This is a genomic window from Chloroflexota bacterium (assembly GCA_009840625.1).
Taxonomy (GTDB): domain Bacteria; phylum Chloroflexota; class UBA11872; order UBA11872; family VXNJ01; genus VXNJ01.
In genome coordinates, this window is the sequence record VXNJ01000019.1 from 1 (window position 1) to 15,995 (window position 15,995).

The following is a 15,995-nucleotide window of genomic DNA, read 5'->3' on the forward strand; positions in this document are numbered from 1 at the left end:
ACATGGGTGGGCTAAAGGTGTTGGCGAAGTGGACTATAGGTGGTGATCATTGACACGTTGTCATCGTAGAGGCAAAAAGACTAGGCCGGGACGTCTTGGATGGGATTTCACAATCTATAAATTACTGCCTAACCCATGGCGTCAAGTACTTTGCTGTAACTGACGGAGACCAGTGGCGTGTATATGAAACGCACAAACCGGTCCCGCTGGATCAAAAACTACTGTTGGATTTCAGCATCTCAAGTGCTTCGCAGCGAACGACTATGACAATGCTCTGGTTTTGGCGAGCAAACTTCAGCACTGGCGATCCAATTGATGTAGAGTTGCCGCCAGAACCGCCTGGTCCGCGAATACCCGTTGTCGAGACAGGCCCTGATCTATTGGCATTGAGCGAGGTGTCGCCAAAGGCCCATCAGCGCGCACCGCAATCGTTGAAGTTCCCCGACAGTTCCGAAAAAAGAATCAGACGCTGGCGGGAACTGGTGCGAAGCGTGATTGCGTGGTTGGTTGAAACGCGGCGGTTAGCTCTAGTGGATTGCCCGCTAACGTCTCCCCGTGGCACGCATTATGTCCACGTACGGCCGGAGCGCAAAGATGGAAGTCGATTCATTGACCCCATTCAAGTAAAGGGTCTGTGGATTGATGGACACGGTTCAGCTAGCGATCACGTTCGCATATCTAGGTACATACTCAAATCCAGAGGAGTCGACCCGGGCACGGTATTCGTGCGACAACCCAAGCCCATGAACTGAACATAAATCTCATTATGTTGAATGTACTGGCCGCAAAAAGGCGGACACGTTTCAATCATTACGAGTTGAACCATTGCCGTTAATCCAACAGTTTGGCCGGAATCACTTGCAGGCGTGAAAATTTACAAATCGGCTTAAGGCATTGTTTTCACTGTGGTGGGTAAGGGACGAAGAATCACGCCGAAAGAAGGTAACGAAACATTTGTGTCGGGGACATGTTGTCGGTCAAGCCGTCCCTGGCAATTGCCCGGAGGATTGATTTTTGTGGATGGCCCTGGCATCGGTACGGTGCTGCGATGGAGCACGCTTCGTTCCCGGTTGACAGTGGGTAGATGTCCTCCGTTTGTTAGCCGAACCAAGGCATCAGCATTTGTTTCCACTTGTTGGGCGTAATCACTTTTGGATTTCAGACGACCATGCCCACGATGCTTCGGTACGCGAGTCTTGAATAGGCGACTTCCGGACTTTCACTTATTGATTTCGTCGCACACGGATTTCGTGGAATCTAACCGGCCAAATTGCTACTCTTGAGAACTTCGGATCAGCCGATCATCTTCGGACAATTCGAGGCGTACGTAAGGGCGAGCCCTCTCGGGTACCTCGTTGTCGACAACAATGACTTGGATCTCAGCGTGGGTCGACGAAATCTCAATCAACAAGTCATAGATGGCTTCCAATCGTTGTGGATCCAGCCCTTCGTGTCCGAGGTGTTCGCTCAATCCATCGATGATCAAGATCTGCGGAAGCTTTAGGTTCAATTCATACGCTGTAAGGTGGTGGGCCAACGCGTGGGAAACATTGATTAGCGTCGCCAAACCTGGTGAACTGACCTCGGCGAATGGCCGTCCATAGTAGACAGGCAAATACGTATTGCGATCAATGTCCGAAGACTCTTTCTCTCCAAACTTTGGCGGCCTCAGCCGTTCCAGAATCTCGTTGAATCGGCTTTTGAGATGGTCCACTTTGTGATAACTGTCGGCGGTCTCCGCCAACGCGGCTTCAAGCTCCTGCTGAAGGGAATCTCGTTCGAATTTGAGTTGAGTTTCCAATAACTGGGCGTCATCGAGTTTCGCGAGAACGTTCAAGTACTCTTTCAGTTTTTCGGACTCAGCGTACAGTCGGGCCCTTTGAGCCGACGCAGCAGCGATGATTGCTGCCTGCTCGGAGACGTAGCTCTTTGTTTGAAAGTCAAGGTCTTGCCGCTTCTTGACAAGCTCACCACCCGATTCTTCCAACTGACGTTCCAGGACGACGGTTCGCGCCTCGCGCTCTCGAAAAAGATCTTGAGTTTCGGACAATTGCTGCTCGACGGCTCCTAGTTCCGAGATCAATATCTCGCGCGAAAACTCAAGCGAGGGTTCTTGGAGACACAGGTAGCAAGCGTCCTCGGCTTGCCTGCTTGAGGCGAGTTCAGAACCGCAGCGCGGGCACACGACAAACTCGAGATCCGTCAAGTGCTTGTGCGAGACGACTGATCGAGTCAGCTTGCCGGACTGCGCTTCAAGTTGCTTTGCGAGTTCCTCCAAGTTGCTGAGCGATCGCTTTTCTGCATCGATCGCCGCCCGGAGTTGAGCGGAGAGATTCTCAAGCTCCAGGATTTCGCTCTGCAGTTGCGCAGTATCTTCAGTCTTCCTAGGCACCTCCGCCAATGCCAGAACCTCACCCTCGACACGGCCAAGTTCATCTTCCACTTCCTTCAGTTCGTGCTCGATTCGTACCCTGTTCTCCAACTCTGTACCTTCGAAGAAAGTGTCAAAAAGAGCTTGGCGAGAACGTATTTCCCTCAGTTGACCTTGAACTTCTCGAATGCGTTCCTGTATCCGTGCTGTATCGAGATCGTAGAAACCATATGTGATGTCAAAGACATACTTCCTCTTTATGTTCTTGTGTGTGTCGTGATGACCAAATACCGAAAACCCCAATTCGTTCTGCGCCAAATATGAGTACAAGAGGTAGTCGTTGATGCTGACTGGAGTTGGATCCGAATCGGGCCGCGTTGGTGCGGAAGGGACGGCGATCCGCGGGAGATTCAATCGCGCGAGCAACCAATTCAAGTAAGTGTTGCCATCAGGCGATTCAGATGCTGGCAACCTCCATGTTTCGTCACCGCCTGCAATCTCGACGCGTGCATTCCTAGTAGTCACGGCTGGCCTCATGACTAAGTACGTCCTGTCGGCAAGCTCCAATGAACCAGTTACCGCGAATACATTTCTTCTCGCTTCGGAAGGAGGGCGTTTTAGTGAACTTCCAAGTAGGAAGCGGAGGTAGCGGACTAGCGTTGTCTTCCCGGAGGCGATAGGCCCCGTGATGATATTCAGGCCCGGAAAAAAGGCGATAGAACGATTCGCGCCTTCTAACCTGATTTCGTTTACTTGCACCCTCACAGCGACTCTCCCCAAGTCGCGCGAGTCACCTCGGGGAAATGCCGGTAGATGAAATTCTTTAGGTTGGTTCCAGATAGATCAAAGTGCCGTCGAAGCAGTTTGATTCGATCGGCGGTGTCTCGCCATGCCGCCTCGTCACCTATGGCGACCGCGATTGCGCGCCCCTCATTCGTCGCCCTATAGCCAATACCGCGATTGAAAGGAGCTGGTTGCACCAATCCTTTTCCGATCAATCTGCCGAGGACAGCGAAGTAAGCCGGGTCCCACGGACCGTACCGATAGCGAACCATACGCGATTCCAAGTCTGGTTGAGATTGTTCCAGTGCGCCCGACAATTCCGGCCGCCTGATCTGAAGTGCCCGAGTGAAGTAGCTAGGGTAACGGATTAGAAAATCGAGTTTGGCGAGCTTGGTGCGGCCCTCAAGCACCCTGTTGCCCCGACTGAATGCCTCTATCAGCAGCAGCAGCCGAGCTTCAGCGTCAAGTGACGGTTGGAATTCGTCAAGGGACATCGATTGACTCCCCCCAACCGAACACGCATTTGTCAGACAAGATGCATCCCTCGCCCATCAAGAGCATTGGATCTGCGCGGACTAGTTTGTGACGATCTATGGCCGCGGCTTGGGTGCCGAAAGTGTTGAGCAAATGATTCCACATCCCAATAGCCGGATGCGGTGACGAACCGTGCATTGCCGCCGCTGTGGCTGCATGTGTATGAATGCGTTCTTCCAAGTCAACGACCAAAGCGTCAACGGCGGTGAGATTCTGCGCCGAGCGCGATAGGCGATGGTGGCGAGCATTGGCCTGCAAAAAGCGCGCACGTTCGATTAGCTCCGGGGTGGCTCCTCCCAATATGAGCTTTTGAGTGAGCACAGAGACTGGCCCGCCACCCTTTTCTACGAATCGTTTGAGTAAAGGAATTCCCGAACTGCGTAGCACTTCGGCGACGCCAGGAAGGCATTCAGCATCCAATCTCTTTGCCTGGATCCTCTCTTCCGTTACGCCAGAGCGGCTCTCTGGGTGAATGACGCTTCGCGGCCAAGCCGCACTCAATCGTTGGCGCTGCATCCGCGTCTCGATTTCGTTTAGCAAGGACTCATGCAAAGCCTCGAGTTCGGGATGGGTTAGAGACGGAGCATGTTGGTGCAACAACCGCGCGTTTGTCGCGTGAATGTCAGTTCGATGGGCTGCACTCTCGTTGAGTGTCACTCTACGCAAAAAATCCTCTGCCGATTCGCGGGTTGCCCGGAGCTTTGTCATGACCATCGGTACGAGCGGAGAGCGGTCTTGTTGGGGGCGAAGGGCGCCAATTTCGTTACCCGTTTTCACCGCTCCTTCCAGTACAAGCTCCAACGAATGATCTTGACCTCTGGTCAGCAAATAGGTGCGATAGAGCGAGCGTAGTGCTCCACTTTTCTTGGCGAAAAGGGCAGACGCCGTCCACAGCCCGCGCTCCGGGTTGCGGCTTTTTACCTGTAGAAACCGCCATCCGGTCTTAGTTTCTAAGGCGATGTCCTCCAGATATTCTGGAATGACTGCCACGATATCGTTTTCGCCCAACAATGCCGACACGCAGAACGGAAGAGTCACTTCTGCTTGATAGCGAAATCTCGCAATCGTTTCGCTGCCATGGTCCCCGTCCGATATCACGCCGGCACATGACCTTGACCAAGACGATTTGCATTCGACAGCGATCTTGGAAGATCGCTTTGTGCGTTCAGTTCAACGTCAGTTCCGCGAGGTATCAATTCATCTAACCAGATTGAATAAAGGTTCAACCTAGACCGCCAGAACCATCAATGCCGACGATGATGAATTACCATGGACCACCATCCATGCGATTGCGTCAGAATTCTGACCGATTCTTCTATCCAGAGTGCCAACTGAGGCCGTTCGGCCGAGCGATGCTACCAAACCTGCGGCCTTGCTCGATTTATTGTCATATGTGCCTTTGAACGGAATACATTTTTGGCGCGATTGACCAATCCCAAAGAACTGGAGCCGTATCCAACGCGTGCCCGCGGCAGGGAGTGTGAGTACGAAGGCACGTCCACGCTTCAGGGGACGGTTACCGACAAAGGGAGCAATCCCGCACGCGGTTTCCATGTGCCGCCGCACCGACTCAGCTCAGTTACGGCGAAGTCAAACGGACGGCCGGGTTCGATGTTCTGGGGGAGTCGCTTATTCACTGCGAGCGCGTGAAGTCCAAACTTGCTGAACTCGCCGCATAAACCCGCCGCTTAAACCGCACGTGAATTCGGTCGATTTGTTCAATTGCCAAACCCATTTGGTGAGGGAAGTTTTCAAATTGATATGCGGTCGACTCCGCCCAAATCTCAAATCCAATTAACTTTCCTTTGGGAGGCCCTGGGGGTTGCTTAGCCGTGAATCGACTGTAGTTCCTTGTGAGGGAACCGAGTTGACTAATTCATTTGCGGTTTTCTGTTAAAGCGCGACCGTTGCCTGACCGACAGCTGCATCGCACCGGGGTTGCGCTTTTGAATGGCGACTTGAATCCGCACAATTCATGAGGTTGATTTTGAGCGGGACAGGCAGTGGCAAACGAAGCTACAAGACGGTGACCATTTAAGCGTGTTGTTGGAGCATTTCCATATCGAATTTGAATTGGATATAACCGTGCTTATTACTAATGTCAGCCAAATGTTTGACAAAATTCCGTGTACAGCAATGGAATTGCGGCTGACAGCGGACCTCAAGTTCGCCCGATTGCAGTTTTTAAAGAACGCCGGCCCAGGCAGGCTTGATCTTCTCGTTTCCCGCAAGCTTGCAACGTTTACCGCCTAAGAACTAATTGCATCCTGGTTAGTCGTCCCGGCGCCGCGAATTGGAATCGCATCGGTTGTCAGCGGAAGCGCCACTACGCCGCCCAATGACTCATATGATGGGGATTCAGTCAAAGCAAGGGGCGGAGGATGACTCCAAATCGAACCGTGTTGATCGGCGGCGGGACCGCCCGGACCGCCCCGGCAGTTGTTGGTGCATTCCTAGAAGCCGGCTATGCAGTCACGGTTACCGGACGCGACCCGGAACGCTTGCGGGCGGCCCTCGCGGTGATACCTGGTAGCGAAGCGGTTCACACCGTCATCGCCGAGTTGTCCGAGCCGAACGCGGCCATGGACGCAGTCAACTCAACGCTAGAGCGCTGGGGGCGGCTCGACTCCATGACTACGTTGGCGCAAACACCCTTCCGGCAAAGTCCCTTTGCCGAGACCTCCCTGGCAGAACTCGAAGAGTTGGTGCTCGGCAGTTTGTATACGACCTACAACCTGGCGCGAGCGGTATTGCCGCCGATGCTCGAGGCTGGAGGCGGGCACATCGTTACGATTGCCGGCGGCAGTGCAGTCGACCCGGCGCCGGGGAGGGCGCTGTTTGGGGCGACGAAAGCAGCGATCGTTACGTTGACCAAGGGCATAGCGCGCGACTACAAGCATCGCGGCATCGTGGCCAACTGTTTGGTGGCGGGCGGCATCGGCACGGAAAGGGCTCGGCAGTACCTTAGTCCGGATGAATTCGCAGCGGCTGCCACGCCGCAGGAATTCGCGAACGCGATAGTTTTTCTCGCCTCTGCGGAAGGCTCGGGAATCAATGGTGCCGCGGTCGAGTTGAACGCTCGGGAAGTCGACTGACCGCAGGTCCAGCCAGTCATTAGGAGGGGGGGCATGTCCCCTAGGTGCCAATTAATACCCCGCTCGAAGCAAAGTCACTTGCGTTGACGTCATTGAGGTATTCGTTGATCTGACGCCTTAAGGCAGCAGTAGGTCGGATTGCCCGCCGATTTCCGGAGGCGCAGACCCTTACGCGCACCCCGGTTGGGTTAAAACGTCCCGATCGCGGGACTAAGTTCTAAATGTGTTGGCTACTTCTGCGACAACAGCCATTCCAGTAACGCATCTATGAATGCGTCGGTGAAAACCATTGAATGGCCGCTGCCCTCGGAGACCCACAATTCGATTTCTATTCCTTGGTTGCAGACCGATTCCAGGCTAAAAGCCTGGGTTTCTGCCCCCTGTACGAATTGGTCCACGTCGAGCGAAGCGTATGCGCTGGTGCCTTCGAGCCAGCCACAACCGGCGCGGTCGCTCCAACGCACAACCATCTCCCTGGCCCCGGCGTAAAACGCCCGCTCATCCTCGCCTGTTTGCGACCGCTCGGATTCGTCGCCGGCAAATCTGATCACGCTGTCCTCGGTGCCGTGAATGTGCAGCACCGAAACGGCCGGCGCTCCTTCGCAACTTGAGTCTTCAACGTAACTCGTACCGGCAACACTGGCGACTGCGCGCAATCCAGGGAGTCCTTTGCAGGCCATGTGGTACGACATGAATCCGCCATTGGAGTAACCAAAGAAATAAACCGGCCCGAACTCATTGACGTCCATGACCGATGCCACGACTTGAGAAAGGAAGGCGACGTCGTCCTCGCCGGTTTTGCCGCCCGCACAACATCGGTCAGTCGGATTCCAGAACCGGTTCCCCTCGTCATCGGGCAATCCGTTCGGCAGCAACAGAGCGAACCCGGCGTCGTTGACCCGCTCGTGGAGGGGCACATACTCGGCGTGATCTGCCGAATTCCCGCCGAATCCGTGGAGAGAAACGATAAGCGGCGTTTCGCCGTCGACAAATTGCTGCGGGAGGATCAGTACCGAGGGCAAATCGCGCCCGGGATGTTCCACGAATTGGACCGACCCACCGAAATGCTCTGCCAGCGCGGCGGTCCTCGCTGCGACTTGGCCCTTCAGCGCCAAGGCTTGCTCGTCTTTAGGCCATTGACTTTTGGCGGGCTTGGCTGGACTGATCGATTGAGCGTTCGTCCGAGATTCCTGAGACTCTTCGTCGGGACCGTCCGACCGGACATCAACGGCGGATTGGTCGGTGTAGACCGGCAGCGATGTTTGACTTCCTAATTCGAGTCCATTCCCAAGTCCGGCACCCGAATCCACCTGGCTGCGCGCTTGGACTTCCCCGTCACGATCTTGGTTCGAATCGGCGCACGATGAAAGGGCGGCGGCCAGCATCACGCACAGCACGACTGAGCTCAGGCGAAGAATTGGGGCCTGGTCCAAGAACATGCTTTTTCGCCCCAATTCGGCCCGATACATGTGCCTCCGTGCGCGCTCTTCAGATCCGTATGGGCTTCCCCGGTTCGTCCCTGTCCGGGCACGGGTCATTTGACCAAGCGACGGTGGAGCAATGTCGCTGCTATGGGAATCAAGACGGCGCTCAGGACCAGCATGTAGACGATCGCCAGCAGGTGCGACATTTCCAGATTGCCGGTGGTGAACCCGCGTGCCAGATGCACGGCGGGCGTGAGCGGTGCGGCCCAGGCAATTGGTTCAACCCAATCCGGCAACGCCGATATCGGATAGAACGCTCCGCTGAAGAAGTAAAGCGGAGACGCCACGACCGTGAACGTCAGCGACAGGACGTGGATATTCGGGGCCAAAGCGGCAAAAATCAATCCCAGCGCGCCGAACTGCACCCCGATCAGGGCCGCGGCAAGCAGCACGCCCACGCCATATACGGATTCGATCCAACCGATCGCGGCAGCGACCGCGCCCACGCATACGGCCGTAATAATCGCCCTGGTCACGGCCCAGGAAATTTCCCCCAGAGCCAATTCGCGCGTACTGACGGGGGCGGTAAGCGTCGTCTCGAATACGCCTTTTTGGATGCGGAAGAATGCGCCCCAGGAGCACTCAAAGATTGCGTGGAACATCGCCGACCCAGCGATGACACCGGGAGTAAGGAAGATCGCGTAGGGTATCCCTTCAACGTCCTGTACCAATCTCCCAATACCGATGCCAACGGCGATCAGGGCGACGAAGGGTTCGAGGAAGTACCAGGACATGGCGGTTAACCACGTATGCCTTAGTACGAGGGCATGCCGGAACCATATCCCCGCGATGCTGCGGGGCCTGACGCCCGCGATGTAGCTGCCTTGCGCTGCGGCCACTATTCGTCCGCCAACCCTCTCCCTGCCACCGAAAGGAAAACGTCTTCCAGGTTGGCGGGGCGATACGAAACTCGCACTCCGTCAAGAGAAGACAGGTCCGGGCGCCCCCCATTGGCGGCCGTAACCGTAATCACGGCGCCGGCTTCCCGGTAGTTGAGGCCGCAATTTCGGATCCAGTCAATCGCGTCTTTGCGCGAGCTATTAGAGGTGCGAACCAGAGCCACTTCATCGCCGGCGTAACTGTTGACCAGTTCGTCCGGTGCCCCTTCGGCCAGGATCTTGCCGTCGTTCATGATCGCGAGTCGGTCGCACAAAGCGGATGCCTCGTCCATGTAATGGGTCGACATCAGGATCGTGACCCCGGCCTGTTTCATCGTTTCCAGCTCCTGCCAGACACGGTTGCGTCCCTGCGGGTCAAGGCCGGTCGTGGGTTCGTCCAGCACGATGACCTGGGGCGTGGTCATGAATGCCCTGGCGATCGCCAAGCGCCGTTTCATGCCGCCGGATAGGTTGTCGATTTCGTCGCCGGCGCGGTCGGTGAGATCGAAGTACATCAGCACGGCATCGGCCCTACGGCGAGCCTCCGACCGGGACAGCCCGGTCATGTAGCCGTACACGATGAGGTTGTTCCTGGGGTTCAGGTCGGTGTCGAGACCGTCCTGCTGGGTTACAACGCCGAGTACGTTGCGCACCTCCCGTCCCTGGCGGGCGACATCGATGCCCGCGACGGTCAACGCTCCAGAGGTAAGCGGCGAAAGACCGCTCACCATTCGCATGGTCGTCGTCTTCCCAGCGCCGTTCGGGCCCAGCAGACCGTACGTTTCGCCGCGTCGCACTTCGAAGGAAATGTCATCCACAGCCGCGACGTTGCCGAATTGCTTGGCTATGCGCGTCGCGCAAATGACCGCGCGTTCAAGCTGGCCTTGCAACTGCAATCCTCCGGCGCTGGAAATGTTCCATCACTCCAGGCGCGCCTATCAGGAGGGGGACAAGGATTCCCGGGTTGCCACCTGCGATTCGGTCAGGCGTGCATTGGGGTGCCAAGTCTATGTAAACGTTCAATTCATGATTCCCATCTGTGGAGAAAGGACTCGAAATCGCCAATCAAGGGGTGCGATGATGGGCTAAATCTCCCAATGAGCGGCAATCTCGGTGGACGAACTGGTTTTTGAGTCCGCGCGCTCCCTTGCGCGAATGATTCGGGCGGGCCAGGTTTCCTCGGTCGAGGTGATCCAAGCTCACCTGGACCGAATTGAAGCTGTGAACCCGGTACTCAATTCGGTCGTACTGGTGCTTGCGGACTCCGCCCTCGACCGCGCCCGCGAACTTGATACGGCCCTTTCTCGCGGAACAGTGGCCGGACCGCTGCACGGTGTTCCGGTGACGATCAAGGATGCCGTTGAAACCGCCGGGGTAACCACGACCGGAGGTACGTTAGGTCGCTCAGGATTCGTTCCGGGCGCCGACGCAGCGGTGGTGGCCAGATACAAGCGTGCCGGCGCGGTCGTAATCGGCAAGACCAACATGCCCGAGCTTTCCGCGGCCGGAGAGACCGACAACTTGGTCTTCGGAAGAACCAACAACCCCTACGACCCTGAACGACATCCGGGCGGCAGCAGCGGCGGGGAGGGGGCCGCGATCGCGTCCGGTCAATCCCCACTGGGAGTTGGCAGTGATGTGGGCGGGAGCATTCGCGGGCCGGCGCACTTCTGTGGAATCGCCGGGATCAAACCCACCTCCGGACGCGTTCCCGGAACGGGCCACTTCCCGTCATTTGCCGGAGGTTTCTCCCACCTGTGGCAGCTGGGACCGATGGCGCGGTTCGTGGAGGACCTGACCCTTGCATTGCCAATCCTGGCTGGGCCCGACGGCAGGGACCCGACGACGGTTCCCGTGTCCCTGCAGCGTCCCGCCGATGTCGATCCGGCAGGTCTGCGGGTGGCGTACTACACCGCCCTGCCCGAGGTCCCGGTCACCTCTGACGTCGCCGGCGCAATAAGAAGCGCGGCGGCCGCAATCGCAGCCGATGGAATCGCGGTCGCCGAGGCCCGGCCCGACTGCCTGGATTCGATCAGGAATCAGATTCACGCGTTCAACGCCGCGATGAGCGGTGACCAGCTGAGCCGCACCCTCGAGGCGAACCGGACGACCAGATCGCACGCGCTCCTGCAGCAGGCGATTGATTTTCAGCGCGAATACAGCCTGTCACCGGCCGAGTTGGCCGAGAACCTGGTATGGATTGACGGCTTCAGGAGCCAGATGCTGGCTTTCATGGACGACTTCGATGCGGTGCTGTGCCCGGCCCATGCCCACCCGTCGATTGCGCACGGCCTTTCCAACACGCCCAGGTACAAGGACGGTTCGATGTACGCGATGGTCTACAACGTGACCGGCTGGCCCGGGGCGGTGGTTCGGGCGGGTGCGTCCAGCACCGGTTTGCCGATCGGCGTGCAGATAGTCGCCAGGCCCTGGCGGGAAGACATAGCGCTGTCTCTGGCGCAACGGGTCGAGGACGCGCTGGGCGGCTGGCAACGGCCGCCGCTGTAGGCGCGTCGGGAGGCGCATCCATGTCGGTCGGGCCCCCGTGGAACGACCGGGCCCGGCTGCAAACGCCCGCACAGCGGCAAGTGAGAACGGCCACCATCTGCCACCGAGCGCGCGTTGGGAAACCCGGTCCGGTTTGGCCGGGCCCGATCCGATGAGGCCGAACATCCTGGTCGTGATGAGCGATCAGCACGCGCGCCGCTACGCTTCGCCCTACGGTCACGAATTCATCCGGACCCCCAGCATGCAACGCCTGGCCGATGAAGGGGTTACGTTCGAGAACGCCTACTGCAACTCGCCGATCTGCGGCCCCTCGCGAGCTTCCTTCATGACCGGTCAGTACGTGCCGGACGTGGAGGCCTGGGACAACGCGACCGTCCTGCACAGCGATCTGCCCACCTGGGCCCATCTGCTCAATGCCGCCGGCTATGAGACCGTCTTATCCGGCAAGATGCACTTCCAGGGGGCAGACCAGCTGCACGGATTCCAGCGCCGCATCCTCTCCGACGTGCATGGCGATTCCAGCCCGGAATTGGCCGCCAACTGGACCGGATGGTTGACCGAAACCGCCGCCGCCGACTTGTCCATGTTCAAAGAGGTCGGCCCGGGCGAGCACCCTTATTCGGCATACGACGAAATCGCCACCTCTCAGGCCGGCGCCTACATCCGCTCGCGGCAGGGTTCCAAACGTCCATGGGCTCTTTTGGTCGGGTTAATAACACCGCACTACCCGTTTGTGGTCAGGCCCAAGTTCTGGGACCTTTACTTTCCGGACCACGTCGACTTGCCCGAGGTTCCGGCCCACAAGGACGATCTGCATCCGCACAACCGCCGCTTGGCCGAATGGTTCTCGTTCATGGACGTCCCAATTGAGCTGGCGGCCCGGGCCCGGGCCGGCTACTACGGGTTGATCAGCTACACCGACGCGTGCCTGGGTTCGCTGCTGGATGCAGTCGACCAATCAGGGCAGGCCGATGAAACGGTGGTCGTCTACACATCCGACCACGGCGAGGGCGCCGGCGAGCACGGCATGTGGAACAAGCACAACTTCTACGAAAACTCGGTCGGCGTACCGTTGCAAATCCGCTGGCCGGACCGAATTCCACCCAGAACGCGCGTGGCCCAGCCCGTGTCGCTGGTGGATCTGACGCGTACGATCGTTGACGCGGCCGGGTCCGACGCGCCCGATCACTGGACCGGCAATAGCCTGCTGCCGTTGGCCGAAGGCCAAGCCGTCGAGGGCGAGGGGTTGGTGATTTCTGATTTCCTGGCCGACGGAAGCTGGTCAGCATGCCGAATGGTGCGGGCCGGCAATCTCAAGTACAACTACTACCACGGGGAGCCGGAGGAGTTGTTTGATTTGGGTGCCGATCCGGTCGAATTGAACGACCAGAGTTCAAATCCGGCCTACGCCAAGGTATTGCAGCGCATGCGGGCCATCGCCATGGCGAGGTTTGACCCCGAGGAGGTAACTTCCCGCGTATTGCTCTCGCAGCAAAAGCGCAATCTGATTCGCGCCGGTTGCGCGTTTTCCGGCAGCGGTCCGTGGACTCCGGGGAATCCGTAATCCAGGTTCCTTCTTCACCTCTCAACGGTGAGTCTGGTCCACGGGGTCAATCGTTCTGCCAAACCCCTTTTTACGCAGCGGTCGGTTTACCTCAGTAATCCACGCAATCCGGTTCGTGGATCACTCCTCCTCCATGACGCCGATGAAACGTCCCTCCGGGTCACCGACTATCGAGAACCTTCCGATCCCTGGAACGGACGCAATCTCCCCCACGTAACTGGCGCCAAGACTGCCGGCCTTCGTGAGCGTCGCCGAGAGGTCGTTCACCTGAACGTAAATCGTCAGGAACCGGTGGTCGGGGTCCTCGGCCTCGTAAATCCCGCCGTCGATTCCACCTGCACCACCGGTTCGCACCATCGGGTAGTTGAGCGGTGTGTCGGTGTCGATTGTCCAGCCAAAGAGCGCAGTGTAGAAGGCATGCAGTTCCGCGGGCTCGCCGGAGCCAATTTCCCAGTGCATGACCGGCAATCCACCCTCCTCTTTGCGCTGTTGTTCGGCGGCCTGTTCGTCCCAATCGGGCGGGGGCTCGATTGCTCCGATGAGAAACCCTTGCGGATCGGTGATGTGCGCGAACGTTCCAACGCCGGGAATAGGTGTCGGCGGGAATACAGTTTGCCCGCCCAGTTGCTGGGCCCGGTCCAGGGTCGCTTGCAGGTCTTCGACCACCACGTAGAAGACGAGGTAAGGGGGTATCCCCTCTTCGACCCGCATGATCCCGCCGTTGATGCCGCGCTCGCTGCGCGTGTAGGCGACATGGTAGTCCATGGTCTCCTGCGGTTCGATCCGCCATCCGAACAGTCCCGCATAGAACTGACCCAAAGATTCGGGGTCGTGGGATCCAAGCTCCCAGTGCACTACGATGTTTTCCATTGCCGTCCCTTCCGCTGACGGTGCAAGAGTACCGCGCTCGGGGTTGCGGCGCGATCGCAACGCGAATCCGACTCATAGGTCCCGCAAGTCCCGAGCAGCGCGCGATGATCAACTTCCTGGCGAGGCACGATGCCACCCGGCTTCGTCCAGCTTTCGATCGGAGCCAGGCCGCTTCGCGTTTCGTGATGATTCAGGCGTCATACTCCGGCCAAAATCCAGTTCCCCCCAACAGGATCTCTGCCCTAATTCCCGCGCGGTGACTACAGGAGGCTTCCAAGATCAGGTACGACACCGTAATCGTTGGCGCCGGTTCCGCCGGCGCGGTGCTGGCTACCAGGCTTTCGGAGGACCCGGACAGGTCGGTGTTGCTGTTGGAAGCCGGCCCCGACTATCCGGATCTGGAGCAATTGCCGGACGAGATCAAGTACGGCTACGGCGAACAGAACATCTGGGCCAAAGCGTTCGGCTACGACAGTCCGTACAACTGGGAATATGAGGCTCGGGCCACCGACGACCTCCCGGCGATCATGATTCCGCGCGGCAAGGTGGTCGGTGGATCTTCGGCGGTGAACGCCCAGATTTTTCTGCGGGGTATTCCCGAGGACTTTGACAGTTGGGCGGCGGCCGGAAACGAGGGCTGGGCGTTTGAGGACGTCCTGCCGTACTTCAAGGCGGTCGAATCCGACCGCGACTACGGTGAAACCGATGTCCACGGAGCCAGCGGACCCATCATCGCCCGTCGCTGGCCGGAGGAAGAGTGGCTGGCCGACGAGCTCGCGTTCTACACCGCGGCGCGCGAGTCCGGATTCCCGCACAGCCCCGATCTGAACGACCCCGGGTCGACCGGGGTCGGACCAATGCCGATGAACAACCCGGGCCGAATCCGCTACAGCACCGCGGTCGGGTATCTGCCGCAGGCCCGGCATCGCCTAAATTTCACGATCAGGGCCAATTGCCACGTTCACCGGGTGCTCATCTCCGACGGGCGTGCCCACGGAGTGCTGGTCGAGAGCGGCGGCGAACTGTTCGAGGTGCAGGCCGAAGAGGTGATCCTCTCGGCGGGATCGATCGGTTCACCGCACATCCTGCAACTCTCCGGTGTCGGGCCGGCCGACGAATTGGCGGCGGCCGGCGTGTCGGTCGTCCACGACCTTCCCGGCGTCGGCCGCAACCTGCGCGACCACCCGCAGGTGCAGCTGGACTGGCTGGCCCGGCCCGGTCACAGACTCGATCCGCTGTCGCCGACGATGCAGGTTGGATTGCAGTACACCGCGTCAGGTTCGTCGTTGCGCAACGACATGTTCATCCACGCGTTTTCCTACGTGACCGATCGGAGTTTCTACCTCTCAACCACCGGCAAGCCAATCGGGATGGGAATGATCGTTGCGCTGTATCTTGCCGAAGGCAGCGGGCATCTGCAGCTGCGCTCGGCAAATCCCCACGACAAACCGCTGCTGGACTACAACTACCTGGTTGAAGAATCCGACCGACGGCGCCTGCGCGAGGGAGTGCGGCTGTGTGCCAGGTTTGGCGAGTGGGATTCTTACGCCGAAGTTATTGAGAGTCCTTTGAACCCGACCGGCGCCGACCTGGTCTCCGACGGCTCGCTGGATGCCTGGATCTCCGGCAACATCCGGACCAGCCACCACGTTTCCAGCACGTGCAAGATGGGTCCCTCGTCCGACCCCGGAGCGGTGGTCGACCATACCGGATCGGTACACGGAATCGCCGGACTCCGGGTGGCTGACGCGTCGATCATGCCCGATTGCGTGAGGGCAAACACCAATCTGTCGACGATGATGATTGGGGAACGCATTGCCGCAATCATTCGCGGCGAAAGCTAGCCGGATTCCCGGCGCCGGCGCACGTAGGTTTGCAAGGGACCCGAGCGGGATTTTTTCCGACCAT

At 58.5% G+C, this 15,995-nt stretch carries 11 protein-coding genes; 4 read left to right on the top strand and 7 right to left on the bottom strand.

Annotated features, from left to right (window positions below; all coding sequences use genetic code 11):
- Positions 1–1,273: 1,273 nt before the first annotated feature.
- Genes F4X41_09870 through F4X41_09880 form a run of 3 tightly spaced genes read right to left on the bottom strand, consistent with a single transcriptional unit; the run spans position 1,274 to position 4,831 of the window.
- Positions 1,274–3,130 (bottom strand): hypothetical protein, encoded by a 1,857-nt coding sequence (locus F4X41_09870; protein MYB17314.1) that lies wholly within the window; start codon positions 3,128–3,130, stop codon positions 1,274–1,276.
- A 2-nt stretch (positions 3,131–3,132) separates the two neighbouring features.
- The gene (locus F4X41_09875) at positions 3,133–3,648 is read right to left on the bottom strand and encodes a hypothetical protein (protein MYB17315.1); all 516 of its coding nucleotides are present in this window, start codon (positions 3,646–3,648) and stop codon (positions 3,133–3,135) included.
- A complete protein-coding gene (locus tag F4X41_09880; protein MYB17316.1) occupies positions 3,638–4,831 on the bottom strand; it encodes a DUF4297 domain-containing protein in 1,194 nt (397 codons plus the stop codon). Before F4X41_09880 ends, F4X41_09875 begins: the two co-directional genes overlap by 11 nt.
- 1,238 nt (positions 4,832–6,069) lie before the next feature.
- Between F4X41_09880 and F4X41_09885 the strand changes: the two genes are divergently transcribed.
- Complete coding sequence (locus tag F4X41_09885; protein ID MYB17317.1) at positions 6,070–6,783, top strand: SDR family oxidoreductase; 714 nt, start codon at positions 6,070–6,072, stop codon at positions 6,781–6,783.
- Between the two features lie 230 nt (positions 6,784–7,013).
- Here F4X41_09885 and F4X41_09890 read toward each other — a convergent pair whose 3' ends face one another.
- From F4X41_09890 to F4X41_09900, 3 genes are all read right to left on the bottom strand, one after another.
- Positions 7,014–8,222, bottom strand: coding sequence for a hypothetical protein (locus F4X41_09890; protein ID MYB17318.1), 1,209 nt, complete (start codon positions 8,220–8,222; stop codon positions 7,014–7,016).
- Between the two features lie 95 nt (positions 8,223–8,317).
- Complete coding sequence (locus F4X41_09895) at positions 8,318–9,109, bottom strand: hypothetical protein (protein MYB17319.1); 792 nt, start codon at positions 9,107–9,109, stop codon at positions 8,318–8,320.
- Positions 9,106–10,059 (bottom strand): ABC transporter ATP-binding protein, encoded by a 954-nt coding sequence (locus tag F4X41_09900; protein ID MYB17320.1) that lies wholly within the window; start codon positions 10,057–10,059, stop codon positions 9,106–9,108. Before F4X41_09900 ends, F4X41_09895 begins: the two co-directional genes overlap by 4 nt.
- 199 nt (positions 10,060–10,258) lie before the next feature.
- Here F4X41_09900 and F4X41_09905 point away from each other — a divergent pair, with 199 nt between their 5' ends.
- Both F4X41_09905 and F4X41_09910 read left to right on the top strand, forming a co-directional pair.
- The gene (locus F4X41_09905; protein MYB17321.1) at positions 10,259–11,653 is read left to right on the top strand and encodes an amidase; all 1,395 of its coding nucleotides are present in this window, start codon (positions 10,259–10,261) and stop codon (positions 11,651–11,653) included.
- A 151-nt stretch (positions 11,654–11,804) separates the two neighbouring features.
- Entirely contained in the window at positions 11,805–13,217 is a 1,413-nt protein-coding gene (locus F4X41_09910; protein MYB17322.1) for a sulfatase-like hydrolase/transferase, read from the top strand.
- A gap of 120 nt (positions 13,218–13,337) precedes the next feature.
- On the opposite strand, the gene F4X41_09915 is transcribed toward F4X41_09910, so the two are convergent.
- Positions 13,338–14,087: a VOC family protein gene (locus F4X41_09915; protein MYB17323.1), complete on the bottom strand. Its 750-nt coding sequence runs from the start codon at positions 14,085–14,087 to the stop codon at positions 13,338–13,340.
- Between the two features lie 278 nt (positions 14,088–14,365).
- On the opposite strand from F4X41_09915, the gene mftG reads away from it, so the two are divergent.
- Positions 14,366–15,931 carry a mycofactocin system GMC family oxidoreductase MftG gene (gene mftG, locus F4X41_09920; protein ID MYB17324.1) on the top strand — a complete coding sequence of 522 codons (1,566 nt, stop codon included), beginning with the start codon at positions 14,366–14,368 and terminating at the stop codon, positions 15,929–15,931.
- Positions 15,932–15,995 lie beyond the last annotated feature (64 nt).